The organism is Rufibacter roseus (assembly GCF_001647285.1).
Lineage (GTDB): Bacteria > Bacteroidota > Bacteroidia > Cytophagales > Hymenobacteraceae > Nibribacter > Nibribacter roseus.
In genome coordinates, this window is record NZ_LRML01000001.1 from 206,528 (window position 1) to 227,595 (window position 21,068).

Sequence of the window (21,068 nt, forward strand, 5' to 3'; positions counted from 1 at the left end):
AGGCAGAAAGTTTCTTTCAACCTGCCGCACTTCAACCATTAGTAGTTTGGGTTCTGAGTTAATACTCCAGCAGATTTATCTATTTCTCCTTGTGGAATAGGCATTAATTCATGTTTGCCTGTCACAAAGTTTTTGCCGGCAGCGCGTAGTACTTCCCCGGCTATGCCCCAGCGCACCAGGTCATAAAAGCGTTCGTGCTCCATGGCCAGTTCTATGCGGCGTTCGTGCCGTATGATATCTCGTAACGCGGCTTGGTTGCGCTCAGTGATTCTTGGCAGAATGGCTGCGTTGCTACCGCGGGCGCGGGCTCTTACCATCTCCAGATACATTAAAGCATCGTCTGTGTTGGCGGCTCCGCCCAATTCATTTGCTGCCTCTGCGGCCATAAGCACTACGTCTGCATAACGCAGAATACGAATGTTCACCCACATGCCTTGTCTGTTGTTGGCTTCTACTCTGATCTTAGGGTCAGTATAAACCTTCTGGTTATAGCGCTCATTTGGCACTGATGCTGGAATAACTTCACCATAGGGAGTGATTTCGCCTCTGAACAAAATAGTGGCATCCCTTCTAGGGTCATTTGCTTCATAGGCATTAGCCAGAAGCTGTGAAGGAACATTAAAGCCCCAGCCCAAATCCATGTCGCCGGATCCTCTAACCCCTTGCACCTGGGCATATTGGGTGCCGAAACGGTTGGTTTGGGTATAGACAGCTTGAATTTCAAAAACTGATTCAGGACCATTTTCTTTTGCTTCAGTGAAAATCTGGTTGTATGGCGTGCTTAGGTTATACATGCCAGAGTTTATGACAGCTTTTGCGCTGGCCAGGGCGCTGGACCATTTCTGCTGGTACAGATACACTTTGGCCAGCATGCCCTGAGCGGCATAGCTATTAGGTCTGCCAGGGAATTCCGGGCCCCAGGTAGTAGGCAAATTCATGGCGGCAAACTGCAGATCCTGTTCAATGAAGTTATATACTTCTGCTTTAGATGACTGTGGAATGTTAAAGTTATCGCCTTCTTTGAAAACCCGGTCTACAATAGGAACGCGGCCATACGTTCTAACTAAATTGAAATACAGATAGCCTCTTACAAACCTGGCCTCAGCCTGTGATCTGACATAATCTTCAGGACTGATGGAATTTTTAAATTCTTCTGCCTGCTGCAGCACAATATTGGTTTTGCTTATGGCAGTGTAATGTGATCTGTAAAAGTCTGTGATCAAGCCATTGTTGGGCAGAACAGTGAAGTTATCTAACGCTAATTGATCAGCGGCGTCAGCGGGTGTGCTGCCTTTGTCTGCATCATCAGAGGTAATGCTGGTAATACCTACAAATGCGAAGGCATGAACACCCCAAGCCCGTAGGTCTGAATACATGCCATACACATATTGTGTTAAACCTCCGGCAGGATACGTTTCAGTAGTAAACCTACCTTGTGGCTGCCGATCCAGAAAATCATCACAGGAAAGAGTTGTAAGCGAAAGAGTGCCTAGTAGGGCAATGGAAGTATATTTTGCTATGTTTTTCATGGGAATTAGAAGTTAATGTTAACGCCTCCGGTAAAGATGGTAGGAACAGGGTAAGTGCCGTTGTCTACGCCAAAGCTCAATGTGCCGCCGCCCACTTCAGGCGAATAGCCAGTAGCGTTTGTGAAAGTTTTCAGGTTTTGGGCATTTACATAAATTTTAGCGCCTTTCATGCGAAGTTTTGCTAAAAGATCTGCACCAAGGCTGTAACCAAGCGTTAAGTTTCTGATCCGGAAGTAATCTCCTTTTTCAAGGAAGTAGTTAGACGGCAGAAAGTTTTGAGCACGGGTGTTGTCTAAGATGGGCTCAAAATTGGAGGTACCCGGACCGGTCCAGCGGTCAAGTCTTCTGGCTTCGTAGTTTAGAATAGAGAAGTTTTGGGCAATTCTGTTGTTATAGATATAATTACCAGCCACACCCTGTACATCTATACCTAGTTCAAAGCCTTTATAAGTCAGGTTGATGGAAGCGCCATACGTAAGGTCTGGGGTAGGAGAGCCAAGGTAAGTACGGTCTTTATCATTAAACACACCGTCACCGTTCACGTCTTTGAAACGTATGTCACCAGGTTTAGCTGTGGCTGCCTGCAATGAATTAGATACTTCTTCAGGAGTTTGGAAGATGCCATCATGCACATAGCCGTAAAAAGAGCCTACAGGGTTACCGGCAGATGTTCTGGAGTTTGCTTCAATTAACTCATAGCCAGTATCTCCAATAGAAAGAACCTCATTGTGGATGGTGGTCAGGTTAGCACTTACGCTGTAACCAAATTCTGAGATGTTGTCACGCCAGGTGGCTGTAAATTCAAAGCCGCGGTTCAAGATGTCACCTGCGTTCAGGAAAGTTCTGTCAATACCCACAGTACCTAAGCTAGGAACTAACGTGAGTATGTCTGAAGACTTCCGGTTGTAGTAATCGGTTTCAATGGTAAGTCTGTTGTTGAAATGGTTGAGCTCTATACCCGCGTCAAAGCCTTCAATAACTTCCCAGCGAATACCTGGGTTAGGTACATAGGCTGGTACTGCGGCCGGATAAACTCTATCTCCAAACACGGCAGAAACCCCTGTATTCAATGTTGGGTAAGTAACATACCGGTTCCCGATGCTCTGATTCCCCTGTCTACCCCAAGACGCCTTCAGCTTTAAGAAGTCAATAAAGTTCTGGTTCTGCATGAAGCTTTCTTCAGTGATCACCCAACCCAAGCCTATTGCCGGGAAATTGTCAAACTGGTTGTCGGGGCCAAACCTTGATGTTCCATCTCTTCGCAAAGACACGTTTAGCAAATATTTGTCTGCAAAAGAATAGTTAATCCGGAAGAAAGCAGAGGCCAATGCTTCCTCACTACCCCCGCCTCCGTTACGCTGTGTTTCCAGGTCGTTGCTGATGCCCAAGAACCATAGATCTGGATTATTAGGGATAGGGGCAGTAATGCCTTGTACTGAGCCGTTTAAATGATCATCTCCTCTGTATTGGGCAGTTGCTCCTAGCAAAACAGTGACATCATGCTTGTCAAAATTTCTGTTATAGGTAAGGGTGTGGTCTTGCTGCCAGCTGGTAAAAGTGCTTTTGTTTTGCCGTACCCCACTTATGTTGTTAAACTGAGCTCTTTGGTCTCCAAATCCTATGGAATAGATAGGGGTGTAGCCACGTTCTTGGTTAAAGCCCAGGTCAGTGTAGAAAGTGGAGCGCCAGGTGAAGTTCTTTAAGAATTTCACTTCAGCGAAAGCTGAACCCAACAGACGGTACCCATTGCTGATAACCGTGCCTTTGTTTATTTCCATGAAAGCCACAGGGTTGGCAACTTGTGCTCTTTGAAAAGACGGTCCAGAGTTGAAGACTCCGGTCTCATGGTAAGGATTATACACTGGAGCTGCCCATAGCGAACCTAAGATATTGCCAGTGGCTGGGGTGCGGTCCCAGCGGAATAGGCTTATGTCACCTCCCACTTTTACGTGTTCGTTTACTTTAAATTCATCGCGTAAGTGGGCCGTGTATCTTTTGTATGAGTCATATTTTACCAAACCCTCCTGGTTGAAATAGCTTAAGCTAAAGCTGGCTGAGTTCCGCTCGGTACCTGAAGTGATACTAATACTGTTGTTGCTGATAAAGGCATTTTCACGCAGAATCTGGTCTTGCCAATCAGTATCGGCAGTGTAGCCGTTAAAATCGAAATCAAAGGGTGACTGCCCCAGGTTGGAAAGCTGTTCGTTGTACAGCTGCCGGAATTGAGGGCCATTGGCCAATTTGATCTTTTGCCCTACCCGCTGCACGCCAGCGTAGCTGTTAAAATTGATGTTGGTTTGGCCTTCTTTTGCTCTTTTGGTAGTTATAATGACTACGCCATTTGCTCCCTGTAAACCGAAGATTGCCAGAGAAGAAGCGTCTTTCAAAATCTCCATTGAAGCAATGTCGTTGGGGTTTAGGAAGTCAATATTGTTGGTGAAAATTCCGTCTACCACATATAAAGGCTCTAGCCCATTAATAGAGCCAACCCCTCTTATTCTGATACTGGGTGCTGATCCGGGAGAACCGTTATTGGTAATTAATACCCCGGCCGCCTTGCCTTGAATGGCATTAAGAGCGTTGGGCACAGGCACATCTTCAAATTCTTCGGCTTTCAAAGAGACAATTGAACCCGTTACATCTCTTTTTTCCTGGGTGCCGTAGCCAATCACCACCACTTGCTCCAATGTCTGAGCATCTGACTGTAATTGGATGTTTAACAGGTTTCTTCCGTTCACAGCTATCTCTTGAGACAAATAACCAATGTAGCTTATTACTAGTGTGCCGTTTGCTGGAACATTAGAAAGTGAATATTGTCCGTTTACATCGGTTTGGGTACCGGTAGTAGCGCCTTTCACTTGGACGCTGGCTCCAATAAGAGGCTCAGAGGTAGTGCCCCCTGTTACTTTGCCACTTACTGTTAACGTCTCCTGAGCATAAAGAGAGGGTAACAGTAAAAGGTTAATGAGTAATAATAGTAGTGGTCTCTTCATTGTAGGAATAGGTTAGTGGTGATGCCCTTTATGTGGGCCGGTTGTGTCTTCAAAACTGCCGACTTATTTTCAATAATCTTAAAAAATGACCTATACATGGCTACATCAAATGCAATAATGTTAATTTAAGATAAAAGAAAGGCCTAATTTGTTGAATAGAGTGAGATTGCTGCAGGTGGTTTTACAAATTTGTCAATTAACAGTTATGGGCTATTTTACCTGTTTGTGTGGTAATGTTGAGGTGAAATAAAGGAGCTTGATAAGAGATGTGAGGTGCAAAGCATTGCACTTCGGCAATGCTATCTAGCAGATTTGGCTTTAAAAGTAGCTTTTAGGATGGATCGTCTGTCTTTGTTTATTAAAAGTCATTTATGTTGTAGGCGCAGAATTGAAACTATAGCCAGCAGATTTGTGTGGGGTATAGAATAACAGCATGTAGATTGAAAGCTGAAAAGGAAAAGTACAAGAATTGTTAAATGCGTTGGCTGTCTCTTTTTATGGCGGGATTTGCTTTATGTATAGGATGGGCCAGCGGGGAATGACTCTGTTTGATACCACTTATAGTGGCCGTTTTTTATTTAATGGTGGCCAAAATTTAGGTACAGAGAATTTTTGTCGTTTAGGTCTGTTTTCTATAAAACAGACCTAAACGACAAAGCCTACATTTCCATCAGAAATTCTACCAGATTCTTTTCATGGTCTAGGTTAAGCTTCTTCCTGAGGCGGTAACGACTTATTTCTACACTTCTGACAGTAATATTCAAAAGGGAAGCAATCTCTTTGCTGTTCATGTTCAGGCGTAGATAGGCGCAAAGTTTAAGGTCTTTAGGGGTAAGATCTGGGTGTAAGGCTTTAAGTTTCTTGAAGTAGTTTTCATGAGCCTCATTAAAACTGCTTTCAAACAAGTTCCAGTCATAGTCGTTGTCAAGTCCTTCGTCTATCACTTTCTGGAGCTTTTTCAGTTGCTCAGGAGAAAGTTTCTTGCCCGTAGCGTCTTTGAGCTGCAGAATCTCGGCTCGTATACCCTCTAACAATTCATTTTTAGAAACTATACTTAAAGCAGAATTAGCCAGTTCTCTACTTTTAGATGCCAATTCATTTTCCAGCTGCTCATTCCGGAGCTTTACCAATTTCTGTTCGTTGATCAAAGCTTCCCGCCTCAGAACTTCTTCTTTCTCCTGCTCTATTTTTAATCGGTACCGCTCTTTGTCTTTTTGAAGCTTACGCTGGTACAAATATTTGAAAAGATAAAGAAGCAAGAAGCCCACTAAAATGTAGCCTATAGCTGCCCAATAGGTTGCATACCAAGGCGGACCAACCACAAAGTTGAATTCAGTTACCGGAGAGTCTGCTTCGTTCTCAATTCTAGCTCTTACCAGAAAGGTATAGTCTCCTTGTGGCAGATTAGTGAATTCTTTTTGGGTGGCATGCGTCCAGTCTGACCACTCTTTAGAATAACCCTTTAGAAAATATTGAAACTTAGGGCGTAGCTGGCTGTAGTAGGGCAGTGAATAAGCAAAGCTGATGTTGTTTTTGCGGTAGGGAAGCTCAATTCTGTGAGAGCTAAGCTCTGTAAGAATGGAATTATCTTCAGAGTTTTGCTGCACCTTTCGGATGAGCACCGGTGGAATAATTCTTTTTTTAGATGGTTGAGCATCTGCGTTATATACTACAAAGCCTTCATCTATACTAATCAGATAGATAGAATTACTAATTCTGCTGATGTTCTCATAGTGCTGCACCATACGGCCGTTTAGCATGATAAACGGGTTCGCGTTGACTTTCACAGTGCCTGCCTGAGGAATGCTTACAAGGGCTACTTTGCCGTGGTTGATAAACCAGTAGTTGTTTCCTGCCGCTTTTATGATTCTATTGGAAGAGGCAAATTGACCTAGCTTCTTATTTAGTTCAGTATATTTAGAAAAAGAATCACTGATGGCGTCATACACATAAAAACCAGCGTCTGAGGTAAACACAATGCGTCCGTCGAGCCGGAAAGTATTGATGTGATATTCCTCCGGAAGACCTTGTTGCTGGTTGTACAGTTTCATCTGCTCTACCTGCTTAAGATCTTGGCTTAGGGCTAGCTTATACAGGCCTTTGTATGCATGACTTACCCATATATGACCGTTGTTGTCTTGCTCCACATATCTTGATGGTTCCCCAAACCCTTCCAGCTTATGAGATAAGACCCAATTGCCTGCTGTATCTTTTTTGTATAGCACTAAACCTGTATAGGTGCCCTGAATGAGCATGTTACTATGTGAGCCCAGTTTCTTGAGCGTCCAACCTCCCTTGAAATCAGAAATTTTAAGTATCTGGTTTCCGGTTACCCTAAAAGTACCCTCATTGTGTCCGCACAGAAGCTGCCCATCCAGTAAGATTAACTCCCACACCTGGCCTTGTGATCCCTCTATGATTTTGAAGTCTAAAGATTGGTAACTTTGGCTGCCTTGGGAAGGCCAGTCGCTATAAAATAAGCCTTGATTAGTTCCTAAATATATCTTTCCATCATGGATGATGCTGGAATAAACTGTTCCGAATTTTCCGGTTTTATCAAAGTAGAAATAAAAAGGGGAGTTCACCTCAATACGGTCAATGCCATTATCTAACCCTGCCCAAAGGTTTTGTTCCTGGTCTGAATAAAGGCTTAATACTGTATTATTTTGCAAGCCGCTCGCCTTGTTAATGCGGTGCACAATATTGCCCTGCTGGTCAAGAATCACAATTCCGCTCAAAATGGTGCCAAAGGCAAAAAAACCATTTGGCAGTGTCACCCCGTTGTTTAGCTGGTTGGCTATCAAGAAATTGTTTGCCTTATTCGCCCATGGTGTAATGGTAGTGCCATTATAAAGGAAAAGACCACTTTTAGCGGTTCCGATCAAGTAACTGCTGTCTTGAAAGGGGATAACTGAAAGTACTCCTTCATTCCCTAAAAACTCACTACCAGGTATAAGAGAGAGTTTGTCTTTTTTTAGCTCATATAGACCTTTGGCAATAACCTCCACAAAGTAGCGGTTACCTGCTTTTAAGAGAAAGAGAAGGGTGTGTTCGCCTTTAACTACTTGCACTTTCCCTTGCTCATAAATGTAAATGGCCGAAAATGACTGAAAAATTACACGGTCATCTTCCACGTATATTTTCCAGATTTCATCTTTTAGCTCTTGGTTTTTAGGAACCAGCGGAATGAGTGAATGGTAAACAAACCGGCCTTGATTATTGTAGCCCCAGTAGCCAAATTCGCCAAAGCCCCCCGCATACACCCTGTTCTGCTTTTTATCTGAAGCTACAGCACGTACTATAACTTTGTTTGGCATTTTGTAGAGCTGCCAGAAATGCCCGTCAAATGCGAGAAGTCCGTCAGAGTTGCCATAATACATTACTTTGTTAGGGCCCTCGGTGATAGACCAGTTTTGGTTACCAGCCTGATGCACCAGTTTAGAGTAATTCTGTACGAAAGGAAAGCTAAAGTCTTGCGCTACTTGAGACCAAGCCCCAGAGGAAGAAAAAATCCACAGCAGCAACCCTGTTACCCAAAACCTTCCTTTCGCGTGCATGTTAAATTTAATCAACCGAGTTTTAACTTAGTTCTAAGCAGTATGTTATGTTTAAAGGCTGCTTTGAATATTTTGAGGGCAATAAAGTTAAAGATAAAATAACACTTGCCATTATTTAGTCTTCCGTTTCATTAGAAACGTGATTGCTTTTAGCCCTCAGGCAAATATATCACACAAACTAAGACTGTTAGCAGAAGTAGATTCAGTAGAGAATTAGATTTTTCAGTAGGTACTGCGTAGGTGGGTATAATAATAACAGTTAGGTCAAGAGTTGAAGCAAAATAGAGATATTTAATCACTTTAAGCAGGAGTCTCTGCTGCTGTCTGAGTAGTAAATGTTAGAATAATAAGCTCGATAAACAGGAAATTAGAAGGGCCTGATCACAAAGCTATAGCTTGATGATCAGGCCCTTCTATTATTCTTATCTATGCTAGGGGCAAACGGTCTGAAAAGATATGTTACAACCTCATCCTTTGGCTAGATAGTATACTTAGTAACCTTCAGTAAAAAAACTGATTATACTTCCTGCTCGTGCATAACCTTTAGTGGAATAGAATCCATGCGCTATTACCGTACTTCTTTCTCAGGATTGGCAATGCTTTTAAAACATCTTCTTTGTTTTCAAAGTCAGCTACTGAAAGTCTGTAAATTTTTGGGCTATCAACAGGAACAATAATTTTGATTTTGTCGCTTAAACGTGATAACTCACTGAATTTTCTGGTAGCTCCCTCTAATTTAGCAAATCCGCCCACTATAACATAGTACCGTTTTGCTTTAGTTCTAATGATGCGGCTTGCTGTGTTTGAAGCGGCTACTTCGCTTTCTGTAGCTCCATCAGGTATGGGTTGAGCAGTAGCTCTGCGGTTTTCCTGGTGCTCAGCTTTTGTTTTCGCATTCGGAATCTTTAGCCTTGTTTCACCATAGCCAACAGTTAATATTTTACTTTCATCTATACCATTCAAAGCAACATATACCTTGGCGGCCTCTGCTCTTATTTCAGAAAGTGCTTTATTATAGCTGGCTGTGCCACGGCTATCAGTGTGCGCACTAAGCTCTACTGTTCTTTCAGGGTTTCTTTTTAAAAAACTCACCAGCTTATCTAATCGTTTGGCTGCATCTGGTCTGATATGAGCTTTGTTGAAATCATAATTTATCTCCAATTTTATTGCATCAGCAAGGGCTGAAGGAACTTGTTGTCCTTGCGGTTTAAGGGAGAGGTTGAGCTGGTCATTAGAGGAGATCTCATCAATTTCCTGAGGGTCAAGTATGAGGAGAGCATCTAGAAAGCCTCCTTTACTTCCTCGTATGCTGTAGTGTTTGTTTTGTAAAAGTGTTATTGTGGCAGAGCCATTTTCTTTGACTGTATAAGATTTCCTTTTACCTGTGCCCAAATCTGTTAACTCAATTATACCGCTAAGTGGTCTTCTGTCTCCATCTTGAAACAGGGCCACCTGTACTTTTCTGTTCCCCTTTTGGATAGCAGTGTTTGGCATTTCTACCCGTATGGTGTCAAGGTTGTTGTACCGGAAATAATCAGCTTTGGTAAGCTTGATTTCACCTGCTTCATACCCTTTTTTGCTTAGGGAAAGCCTATCAACTTCACCGAAATTCCAGGTAAAGACGGCGGGAGCGTTTTGTAGCATAGTGGTGCTAACGGGTGCTGTAGCTGAACTTGCCTCAAGCTGTACACCTGCCAAAGGTTTTCCCTTGCGGTCTACAGGAAGTAGTACCACTTGCTTTGTTCTATTAATCTTGAATGCATACAGATCATCATAGGCTGACTTATAATTTGTGTTATAGTAGCCACTGTCTCCTTTAATGATCAATCCGAAGTCATCGCCGGGTGAATTGAGCGGATAGCTCATGGGGGTAACCTGCCCAAATTGGTTGCCGAGCTGTGGTGCATAAAAAATATCTAAGCCACCTAAACCAGGATGTCCATCTGAGGCAAAATACAGAGTGCCCTTATCATCGATAAAAGGGAACATTTCGTTGCCGGATGTATTAATTTGTGAGCCAAGATTGGTAGGTGTCTGCCACTGCCCGTTTACTTTCACTGTTTTGTATAAGTCAGTACCGCCAAATCCGCCTGGCATGTCAGATACAAAGTATAAGGTTTCGCTACCTGCCAAAGCCGGGTGACCGTACGAAAACCCTTCTGCCCCTAATTGCAAAGCTTCAATCTTTTGCCACTTCCCGTCTACAAAAACTGCAGTGTACACCTTCAAATGATTTGTGGCATTTGGGCGAGAACCGTTTTTTTGTTGGCTACTGCTTCTGGTAAAATAGACGGTGTCTTTAGTTTCGTTAAAGGAGAGGGGACCTTCGTGGTATTTTGAGTTTAGCTCAGGGCTGAAAGGAACTGGGGCGCTGCTTCCAGATTGGGCGTAAAACAAGTCAATGAATCTTGCATAATTGTTGTCTTGTTTGTTCGCATTCTCTTTGCTGCCTCGTGCAGAGCTAAATACAATTCCGTTGTGGTAAAAAGCAGGGCTAAAATCTGAATAAGCAGAATTGAAAGGGACTTTGCTTACTTCGTATAATAAAGAATCTTCATAGAAGGAATGTATGTTCTGGTACGCCTGCTGCCACTTGATACTTTCTTCATCGTTCTGCGCAACTGCTTTTTGGTACAACTGCTCAGCCTCGGCATGGCGGTTGTTCATTGCCAAAAGCGCAGCTAACTCTTTGTATTGCTTATTATCGGTTATAGGGGCTTCAAGTGCTTTGTTTAGCCAGTAGTTTACTTGTGCAGTATTCCCTAATCTTGCATAAGATTGTACGAGTTTGATGATAACCGTTGTGTTGTTTGGTTGAGATTTGAGTATTTTCTCATAAGCGCTTGCTGCGGCAGGAAAGTCATAAGTTTCATAGTATTTATCGGCCTTGGCGGTTTGATTTGTTTGTCCAACTGCTGAGCCGGCTAATAGCAGTAACAAGGGTAACACGTAACGTTTTTTCATGCTGGTGCTTTCATCCCACCCACTGGGGTAGAGTATACTGTCTTGTTCTTTTTATGTTGATAGTTAAAATAATCTTGGCGAAACATAGCGCCGACCTGCAGAAAGCATGTCAAACCTAAGCATGAGCTCGTGAGTGTTAGCGGTGTAGCGGCTCAGTTCAGACATAGGTAGGTCATAGGCATAGCCTACCCTGAATTGTTTTGAAAGCTGCATTTCCACTAAACCTACTAAGGAATTATTTGTACGATAAGATGCTCCTAAACCCAGAAAATTATGTAGCCACACATTCGTGTTCAGGTCAACCTGTACGGGAGCCCCTTCGGTGAATTTTACTATGGTAGACGGCTTAATTTTTACTTTTTTATTTAATGTAAATACATAACCGGTACTTAGAAAATAGTGCCGGGCATAATCTGGAAACGCTGCTTCTTCAGCGCCTAAGCCAGTTATTTTAGACTTAACCAGATCTGGGACAGAAATGCCTGCATAAAAATTGTCAGTGTGATAGTACATGCCGGTACCAAAGTTGAACACAAGAAAATTCTGTATCTCGTTGAATTGAGCATCTGTTCTGCCCTGAGGGTTTAAAGCAACCTGGGTATAATCTGCACGAAGTCGGGTGAGCCCCGCTTGCAAACCCATTGACAGTACACCTGAGGCCATCTTAATTCTGAAGGCATACACGCCATTTGCGTTCAAGGTATTTGTTACCCCTATTTTGTCGTTTACAACAGAAAATCCAACGCCCACCTGATCATTTTGTACAGGGGCATGCAGTGAAAAAGTTTGAGTTACAGGTGCGCCTTCTAGCCCTGCCCACTGGTTTCTATAGAGCGCGGCTACGCTAAGGCCTTGGCTGCTTCCGGCGTAAGCAGGGTTTAAGATAAGGCCGTTAAACATGTACTGTGAGTACATAGCCTCTTGCTGGGCCAGGGCAGCAGCTGACGTCATGGTCAGGAAGCCTGCAAGAAAACAAAGTTTAAGGAAAATACTTTTCATACGGTATTATAATTATCAGCTTAGGCGGCAGGAAAACTAACTTGCCCGCCACCTAAACTGTATTTATTTATCTTCTTTTGATGATGAGTGAGTGAGCTCTTGGTTTTTCGCCGTTGTTCAGGTCTATGATATAGAAGTAGGTGCCATCTGGAAGTTTATTCCCCAGCACAACTCCTTTGTTTGCCACTCCATTCCAATCATTTTTATAGAGGCTGTTCTCATAAACTATGTCTCCCCACCGGTTAAACACTTTTAGAGAAACCCTCAACTGTTCGGCACCATAGATTACAAACACATCATTGTCGCCATCACCATCTGGGGAGAATCCTTCAGGAATGAATACCAGGCTTTGTTTTACTTGAATAGTAGCAGTTGCCTGCGCACATAATGCCGGATTGCCGTTGTCGCACACTTCGTAGGTAAAGCTATCTTCACCATCATAGCCTTTATCAGGAGTATAGGTGAAGTTGCCGTTCTCTTGTATTACAATACTTCCGTTGAGCGGCTGACGTATCAGAGTAGTCTTCACTCGTAATTCGTCTCCATCTGGATCTGTATCGTTCAAGAGTACATTAGCGGTAAGCTTTTCGTGGTTGTTGACGGTATAAGTGTCATTAACAGCAACAGGTGCTCGGTTAGGTGGTATAAGCGGAGTGAACACCACACTTGCCGTATTACTGATAGGGGCTCCATTTACTGTTCCGCTGATTAGGGCTACGCCGTCTATTGTTCCGGAAGTAAGCACAGCGGAATAAGTTCCATTGTTGTTGTCAGTAACAGCGCCTAAAGTACCTAAGGTAGTAGACAGTACTACCGTGTGTCCGCCTGTGGTAATCTCGTTGCCTTGTGCATCAAATAAGGCCACAGTTATAACAGAAGTACTAGTGCCATTTGCAGGTATGGATGGTTCTGAGGCAGCTATGGTAGATGTTGCGCCACTTGCACTTCCTACAACAAATGTTACAACAGGTTTGGTCTGTAGCTCTTGTGTGGCAACCTGTGCAGTTATGGTAGCAGTGCCAACCCTAGTAGATGTAAGGGTGGTGGTGTAATTTCCGTTCCCATTATTGGTTACTGTTCCGATGGTACCAAAACTGGTGGAAATTGTAACAGGGTCATTTGTGATGAAGTCCTTGCCATCAGTGTCTTTTAGTTTGACGGTAATAATAGAAGCACTTACTCCGTCGGCTACTACTATGGTAGGGCTTGCTTCAACCGTTGATAATTGCAAACTAAGAACAGGTACTGGAAGCGGCACAAACTCCACAGATGCCTTGTCAGGTACAGGCGTACCACCATAGCTAGCGGTGATCTCTACGGTTGCGCCCACGTTTCTTGCTGGTACTGTCGCCTCAAAAATGCCTGTACCGGCAGCAGTTACTGTAACTGCGGTGCCATCTAAGAAGATACTCACCTCAGAGACGTCTACGTTCAGCAGGTTACCTGTATAGTCCCTGAAAGTAACAGTTGCGGTAGAGGTGCTCACGCCGTCGGCGTCTAACCGCTCGGGGTTAGCTGTGACGGTGGCGGTCTGTAGGTTTACTACCGGCACAAACTCTACGGCTGCCTTGCTATTAACTAAGGCGTTCTGATATGTAGCGGTTATTTCCACCAGTTCGGCCACGGTTCTGGCCGGTACGGTGGCCTCAAACACTCCTTTCCCTCTTTCCTGCAGCCCTTCCAGCGCCGCTCCCTTCGCGAGAAGCTGCACGTCGGAGGCCTCCACGCCGAAGGCGTTCCCCGCGTAGTCAAAGAATTCCACCCTGGCGGTGGCGGTGCTGGTGCCATCTGCCGCCACGGTGGTTGGGTTCGCTGACACCACGGTCGCGGTAAGGTTCAGGGCAGGGATGAACTCCACGGACGCCTTGTCGGTGACAGGCGCTCCGCCGTAGCTGGCGGTGACCTCAACGGTCGCGGCCACGGTTCTTGCCGGCACCGTCGCCACGAAGGTGCCCGTGCCGGCAGCGGTTGCGGTTACCTCCGTGCCGTCTAAGAAGAGCTTCAGCTCCGAGGCATTCACATTTATCAGGTTGCCTGCGTAGTCCCTAAATACAATAGTAGCGGTAGAGATGCTTACGCCGTCCGCGTTGACCTGCGTAGGGATGGCTGTGATGGTGGTGGCCATAATGTTCAATGCCGGCACGAACTCTACGTTGGCTCTGCTGTTGACTAAAGTATTTTGATACTTAGCGGTTACCTCCACCACCTCGGCTGTTGTTCTGGCAGGCACCGTTGCCTCGAATGCCCCGTTGCCTACTGGGGCAAACGTCACGGCGGTGTTGTTTAGCAGCAGCTCCACATCAGCGGGGGCAACCTCCATGCTGCTGCCAGCATAGTCAAAGAACTGCACCCTGGCGGTGGCGGTGCTGGTGCCGTCGGCGTTCACCCTGGCAGGTGAGGCGCTTACCAAGGTGGCGAGGGGGTTAACTGTACGAACGAACTCAACGGATGCCTTGTCTGTAACCAATGTTCCGTTGTAGCTGGCCGTTATCTCCACCACTTCGGCCACTGTTCTGGCTGGCACCGTCGCTTCATACGTTCCGTTTCCTTTGTCTTGTAGCCCTGCCAATACTAAACCATCGGCAAGTAAAGATACGTTGGCGGCGTCTATAGCCATGGGGTTGCCTGCGTAGTCTCTGAAAACTACCTGTGCGGTAGAGGTGCTCTCCCCATCGGCGTTGACGGTGGCAGGTGTAGCGGTCACTTGGCTGGCGGAAAGGTTGATGGTCCGGATGAACTGAACCTCTGCTTTGTCGCTTACGGCAGTTCCGTTGTAGCTGGCGGTTACCTCCACCAGTTCGGCCACTGTTCTGGCAGGTATAGTGGCCTCAAACACTCCTTTCCCTGTTTCCTGCAGCCCTGCCAGCGCCGCCCCCTTCGCGAGAAGCTGCACGCCGGAGGCCTCCACGCCGAAGGCGTTGCCCGCGTAGTCGAAGAACTCCACCCTGGCGGTGGCGGTGCTGGTGCCGTCGGCCGCCACGGTGGCCGGGCTCGCGGAGACCACGGTCGCGGTAAGGTTCAGGGCAGGAACGAACTCCACGGACGCCTTGTCGGTGACAGGCGCCCCGCTGTAGCTGGCGGTGACTTCAACGGTTGCGGTCACGATCCTGGCCGGCACCGTCGCCTCAAATATGCCTGTGCCTGCTGAGGTTACCGTTGCTTCCGCGCCGTCTAAGAAAATCTTCACCTCTGAGGCAGTCACGTTCATCAGGTTACCTGCATAGTCCTTGAAGGTGACAGTTGCAGTAGAGGTGCTCACTCCGTCAGCGTCCACTAGAGCGGGGTTAGCCGTGATGGTCGTGGCCTCTAAATTCAATGTTGGGATGAATTCTACAGTAGCATTGTTATTAACTAATGTATTCTGGTACTTGGCGGTTACCTCCACCACCTCGGCAACGGTTCTGGCAGGCACTGTCGCTTCAAATACCCCGTTGCCAATAGAAATAAATGTGACAGCAGTGTTGTTTAGAAGCAGAGTAACATCAGCAGAAGCAACCTCAATGTTGTTGCCCGCATAATCTTTGAAGGTAACCCGTGCGGTAGAGGTACTTGTGCCATCTGCATTTACTCTGGCAGGTGTGGCGCTTATTACTGTGGCAAGTGGGTTAACAGCTCTTATAAACTCAACTAATGCACTTCCATTCAGTAAATCACCATCATATTTCCCTCTTACCTCAACTATCTCAGCCACTGTTCTGGCTGGCACAACGGTGGTGAATTTTCCTGTTGAGCCGCCTGGAGTTAAAGTAGCTGAAGCACCATTCAGGAGAAGCTCTACTTTTGCGATGTCTACACTGATAGGGTTGTTTGCATAGTCTTTAAACTGAATAGAAGCCGTTGATGTACTGCTGCCGTCGGCATTTACTACAGTGGGCGACGCAGAAATTTCTGTAGCGGCTAAATTAACAACTGGAATAAATTGTACTTCCGCTTTGTCTGGAAGAGTATTTCCATTAAACTTAGCTGTCACCTCTACTGTTTCTGCGACAGTGCGTGCTGGAACGGTGGCTGTATAGATGCCTGGTGAGCTCAATACAGCTGTCACAGCTACGTCGTTCAACAGTATAGTCACATATGTAGAATTGACTGCTATAGGGTTGCCGGCATAATCTTTAAACTCTAGTTTAACTGAAGCGGTACTGGTGCCATCTGCATGTACTACAGCTGGAGTAGCCGTTATTTGAGTGGCAGCCAAATTTACTATAGCTATAAATTCTACTGTGGCTTTATCATCTATAAGGGTCCCGTCATATCTTGCTGTTATTTCCACCAGTTCAGCAACTGTTCTGGCAGGTACCACTGCTTCATAAACGCCATTGCCTTTGTCTACTAAGCCCGCTAATGCTACACCTTTTTCTAGTAAGGTAAGTTTTGCCGCGTCTACAGAAATGCTGTTGCCTGCATAGTCTTTGAAAGATACTCTGGCTATAGAGATGCTTGTTCCATCTGCCTGTACCGTAGTTGGTATGGCAGACACAATAGTAACGGCTAAGTTAGGAGCTGCGATGAATTCTACAGATGCTTTATCTGTGATTTCAGTTCCGTCATACATGGCTGTCACTTCTACCACCTCGGCAACAGTTCTAGCTGGAACGGTTGCTTCAAATACACCAATGCCATTGGCAGTTGCCGTAGCGACAACCCCATTTAACATTACCACTAGTTTAGTAGGGTCTACATTGATTGAATTGCCCGCATAGTCTCTGAACCGCACGGTAGCAAGAGAGGTACTGGTGCCATTGGCAAAAAGTGTGGTAGGGTTAGCTGTTATAGTAGTGGCGGAAAGTTTCAGGGCTGGAGTCAAAGTAACTTCAGCTACATTGGTAAATGCTCTGCCATTAAGAGTAGCGGAAATCTGTGCAATGCCAGCTACAGTGCCGGCTGTAAAAGTAGCTGTGTAGGTTCCGTTGCCAGCATATTCTGCATTAGTTACAGTGCCTTTGTCTGTTGCTATAAGTAGTGTACAGGCGTCTGTGTCAATGTCAGTTCCAAATTCATCTTTTAGCTGTACTCTAACTATAGTATTGCTGGTGCCATCAGCTGCCAGCGTATTCTCATCAGTGGTGATGGTAGACTTCTCTAAAGAAACTACCGTGATTTTTACCGGATCACTCACTAAATCGGTACAAGGCCCGCTAGATACTATTCTTCTGTAGTACGTAGTGGATGTGACAGCTCCCGGAGTGTAGTTCTTAGAGGTGACCGCTGGCAGGATATCTGTGAAGGTTGCTCCATTGTCGGTACTTTTCTGCCATTTGAAGGTGTAGGTGTTATCACCGCCATCAGGGGTAGAACCTAGTATCTCGCCAACATTGCCCGGGCCGCAAAGTAGGGTAGTTGCTGGTGCGGTTAACTTATTGTTCTCTAAAGCAGGGAGAAGGGTAATAGTAACAGTAGAGCTGTAATGGTCACAGTTGCCGTTATTTACCAGCCTTCTGTAAGTAGTGGTTTGAGAAAGAGTTTTTGGTGTATAATTGGCAGAAACTGCGCCGTCAATATCTTGGAAATTGGTGCCATCTAAGCTGCTCTGCCACTGATAACGGACAAAAGATACATCTGTATTTCCCTGTAATTCAGAAGGGTTCCCATAGACACAGAAAGAGGACTGACCGTTGTAGGAGATTGTATTAATGATGGCCGGAAGTATAGTTATCTGTACTGAGGCACTGGCGCTTTCTTCAGTGCAGGCGCCGTCAGTTGCTATTCTTCTGTAATAGGTGGTAGTGGAAACTAACCCCGGGGTGTAATCTTTGTTAACGGCGTTAGTAATATCTACCCAGGTTATATTGTCACTACTCTTTTGCCATTGGTATACATAATTTCCACCTCCGCCAGTAGGGGTAGAGCCAGTGAGGGGGCTTACTTGTTCCGCACCGCAAAAAAGAGATTCCCCTCCAGAAATACTGATGGTGTTGCCAACTATCTCCGGATTTAAAATAACCGCTACCTGTTCAGATAAGGGTAATGCACAGTTGAAACCCTGTACATATGGGATTTTGGAAACTACAACTCTTAAGTTGAGCAGGGTATTAGGAACAGTAGAAGAAAACGGTTCCGTAGCTTTTAATATGATGTCCTCGCCTGTACCCAATCTGGAGGTGCTGATTGGGGTGGTTTCATGGTAAAGCTGGTAAATCATGAAAGGCTCAGATGCCTTTACTGTTACCTCTGGAATTGTGCCCGGGCAAAGAATAAGATTAGTAGGAGTAATCGTTTTGTCTACTGGAGGGGCGCATCTTATTTCAATATTTGCAGGAAGGTGAGCGCTTTCGCAGCCGTTAGGTGCGGTGTAGGTGACCGTTAGTGTAGCTCCTGCAAAAAGTCGGAAATCGTTCGGGAAGTTTTCTTGATTGACTGACCATACTCCTCCAGCCAACGTGCCTGAGCCAATAAATATCTCATTTAAGTACAGGCTTACTGTTCCACTTCCTGCCGGACCTGTTCCAGAGATAGTGGTAGCACTTTCTGATATGTATCTTTCAGAAGTGGCTGGGTCTGTTAAACTATTGACGGTAAAGCCGACATTACTTGAAATAGCCTTGACTTGTACTATTACTGAGGGGTTACTTTCTGCTTTGCCAGGGGCGGTGGCTCTGGCAGTCAGTTGAGTGCCGGGTGCAAGGGAGAGTCCTGAAACAGACCATTTGCCTTCTGCATCGGTAGTGGTAATGGCTATAGGAACAATAGCTGAGCCAGCGAATAGTTTAATAATTGTTCCGGCAATTTCTGACGAAGTACCTGTAACTATGCTGGTAGTGCCGCAATAGGTGCCGGTTATACCAGGTGCTACAGAAACAGGTATTGCAACTGTTATCTGGGCAGTTTCTGGAGATTGGCATTTACCGTTTTCTATGGCAAAGGCTGAAATCAGTTCTAAGCCAGTTAAACCAAGAGAAGCCGTTGGGACAGACCAGTTGCCAGCAGCATCAGCTGTTGTTAGGGCTTTTTCAGAACCGTTAATTTTAAGAATTACCTGCGCATTAGGGGCTGCGGTACCAGTAATGGTTCTGGATTGAGTAGTGATGGGACTGTTGATGGTAGGAGTGCCAGATTCAGTGCTAACGTTAACGCAATAGAAGGCTGAGTTTGATGTACAGCCTGCTACTGTAATGGTTGCCCGGTATACTCCTGCCTGTAGGTTTTGTGCTCCAGAGCATATATTTGTTCTGTCTCCTAACCCCCCCTCTGGGCAAAAGTAATAAGTACCTGCAGAAACAGGTACATTGGTTAGCATTACCTGGTCGCCAAAGTACAAAGACAACAAGCCAGCGACAGGTACATTGATCGTGACATATTTGTTGCTGTTTCCGTTTGAGCCACTAATGACAGGAGCTGCTGGGTTTACGCATACTTGCCCAACAAATACTCCGCTACAGTTGCTTTCTGATTCAGCTTTGCCCGCGGCTTTTGCAGAGGCTGTAATCTCGTCTCCTACAGATAAACCAGAAACTGAAAGAGCCCAGGTTCCGCTGGCAGATACAATGGCTTTGTTTTCTAGGGGAGTACCGTTTTTATAGACCGTGACAATGGTTCCGGCAGCTTCTGTAGAAGTACCGGTAATACTTGTTGAGGTGATCAGTATAGGTGCATTGATGGAAGGGCAAAGGGTTCTGGCGTTAATGCCCGTGTTATTGTCTCGTGGTGAGGTTGGGTTATAGTTTTCAATGAAGTCCTCAAATAATTTGTCATAGTTACCAACGTACTTTCTGTCATCTACTCCGCCTACATCTGACTTCGCATTGTTGCCGGTAGATGCATGTGGGTTCATGACCGTTAAGGCTACCATTCTTAGCTTAGTGTCTACTGGTAGACCAAAATCAGACCACGGCATGTAAAAGTCATAGAAGTAGTCAAAATCGCCACATTCTTCAGTAAACGCAATAGACTTTTGTGTATGCGCTTCATAGTCTTTATTGACTATAAGCGAAGGGGTGGTGGTGCCGTCAATGTTGTAAAGTGAAACCCCATGGTTTGTCCTAAGCACCAGTTCCATTTCAAAACCTGGGTTGCCGGCAATAGCGTTAGGATCAGCATTTGGTCCTGTAAATCCAAATTTCTGATCAATATCGATCAGCACACTGTATCCTTTTGAATTAGGGGAAGATTTGTTGAGTCGGAAGCGTGCCAGGAAGTTAATGCCATCAAAGTAGAACATGACCGGATCTCCCATGCCAGAATCTACCATGTCTGTGAAGCCGCAGCCAGCTCCTCTTAAGGGGTCTTGATTAGGCTCATTTTCCAAAATAGGAATAGCCTTGTAGTCTATCTCGCTTTCTCCTCTGTCGTTGTTTTGATACCCAAGAGTGTTTTGAGAGGAGTAACCATCTCCATTTGGGTCTAAAACTGCTCTGCCAGCGGTGGTAGAGGCTGGTTTATAAATTAAACCTTTGGTTTGACCAAATGACAAAAAGGAGAATAAGAGTAAAAAAGGTAACAGGTAAAAGTTCTTCATTCAACTAAAATGGAGGTGAAAGCTAAATTCCTTGATTATGAAAAAGGGTCTTCGCAAAAGTTTTCAAATAGGACGTACTACTCCTGTTTGAAAGCTACAGTGAAAGAAGATATTCGATAAACCCTATATTTAAAATAGGGCCGACGAATTACTGCTTTTAAAGAAAAAGGTGATTCGCGTTTCCATATTTTAAAATAAATATTGCCGCCTAAGCAGCTGTACTACTTAAAATGTACTTCGGGGGATTTATAAAAAGGGGGGACACAAAGATAATACACTTTCTCTTACTCACTTACATTATTTTTATAATTGATTAGACTTTTATGTTGTTAGAAACGTTGGGCTTTTCCGGTAACCATCCCTTTTGGTCTTTTTTAGGGGGTAATTCACTTGCTCTAACAATTTGGATTAAGGTTTCTCTTTCATCTAAATTTTCAAGTTGTTGTACCAGCTAATGATTAAATAGATTTAAGTCACTACAAAGACTCTAGGAGCATTGAAAGCGGTTGGTGTATGTTGAGTGCGAAGATTTCATATGCACATAGCGGGAGGGTGTATTAATATTCTATCAATA

At 45.0% G+C, this 21,068-nt stretch carries 6 protein-coding genes; all 6 read right to left on the minus strand.

Annotated features, from left to right (window positions below; translation table 11 throughout):
* Positions 1-38: 38 nt before the first annotated feature.
* The gene (locus A8O23_RS00675) at positions 39-1,529 is read right to left on the minus strand and encodes a RagB/SusD family nutrient uptake outer membrane protein (protein ID WP_066615343.1); all 1,491 of its coding nucleotides are present in this window, start codon (positions 1,527-1,529) and stop codon (positions 39-41) included.
* A gap of 5 nt (positions 1,530-1,534) precedes the next feature.
* On the minus strand, positions 1,535-4,522 hold the full coding sequence (locus A8O23_RS00680; protein WP_066615345.1) for a SusC/RagA family TonB-linked outer membrane protein: 2,988 nt from the start codon (positions 4,520-4,522) through the stop codon (positions 1,535-1,537).
* 659 nt (positions 4,523-5,181) lie between these two features.
* On the minus strand, positions 5,182-8,079 hold the full coding sequence (locus tag A8O23_RS00685) for a triple tyrosine motif-containing protein (protein WP_066615346.1): 2,898 nt from the start codon (positions 8,077-8,079) through the stop codon (positions 5,182-5,184).
* A gap of 543 nt (positions 8,080-8,622) precedes the next feature.
* Positions 8,623-11,043 carry an OmpA family protein gene (locus tag A8O23_RS00690; protein WP_066615348.1) on the minus strand — a complete coding sequence of 807 codons (2,421 nt, stop codon included), beginning with the start codon at positions 11,041-11,043 and terminating at the stop codon, positions 8,623-8,625.
* A gap of 63 nt (positions 11,044-11,106) precedes the next feature.
* Complete coding sequence (locus A8O23_RS00695; protein ID WP_066615351.1) at positions 11,107-12,042, minus strand: PorP/SprF family type IX secretion system membrane protein; 936 nt, start codon at positions 12,040-12,042, stop codon at positions 11,107-11,109.
* A gap of 67 nt (positions 12,043-12,109) precedes the next feature.
* The gene (locus tag A8O23_RS00700; protein WP_066615352.1) at positions 12,110-20,494 is read right to left on the minus strand and encodes an invasin domain 3-containing protein; all 8,385 of its coding nucleotides are present in this window, start codon (positions 20,492-20,494) and stop codon (positions 12,110-12,112) included.
* Between the last annotated feature and the right edge of the window lie 574 nt (positions 20,495-21,068).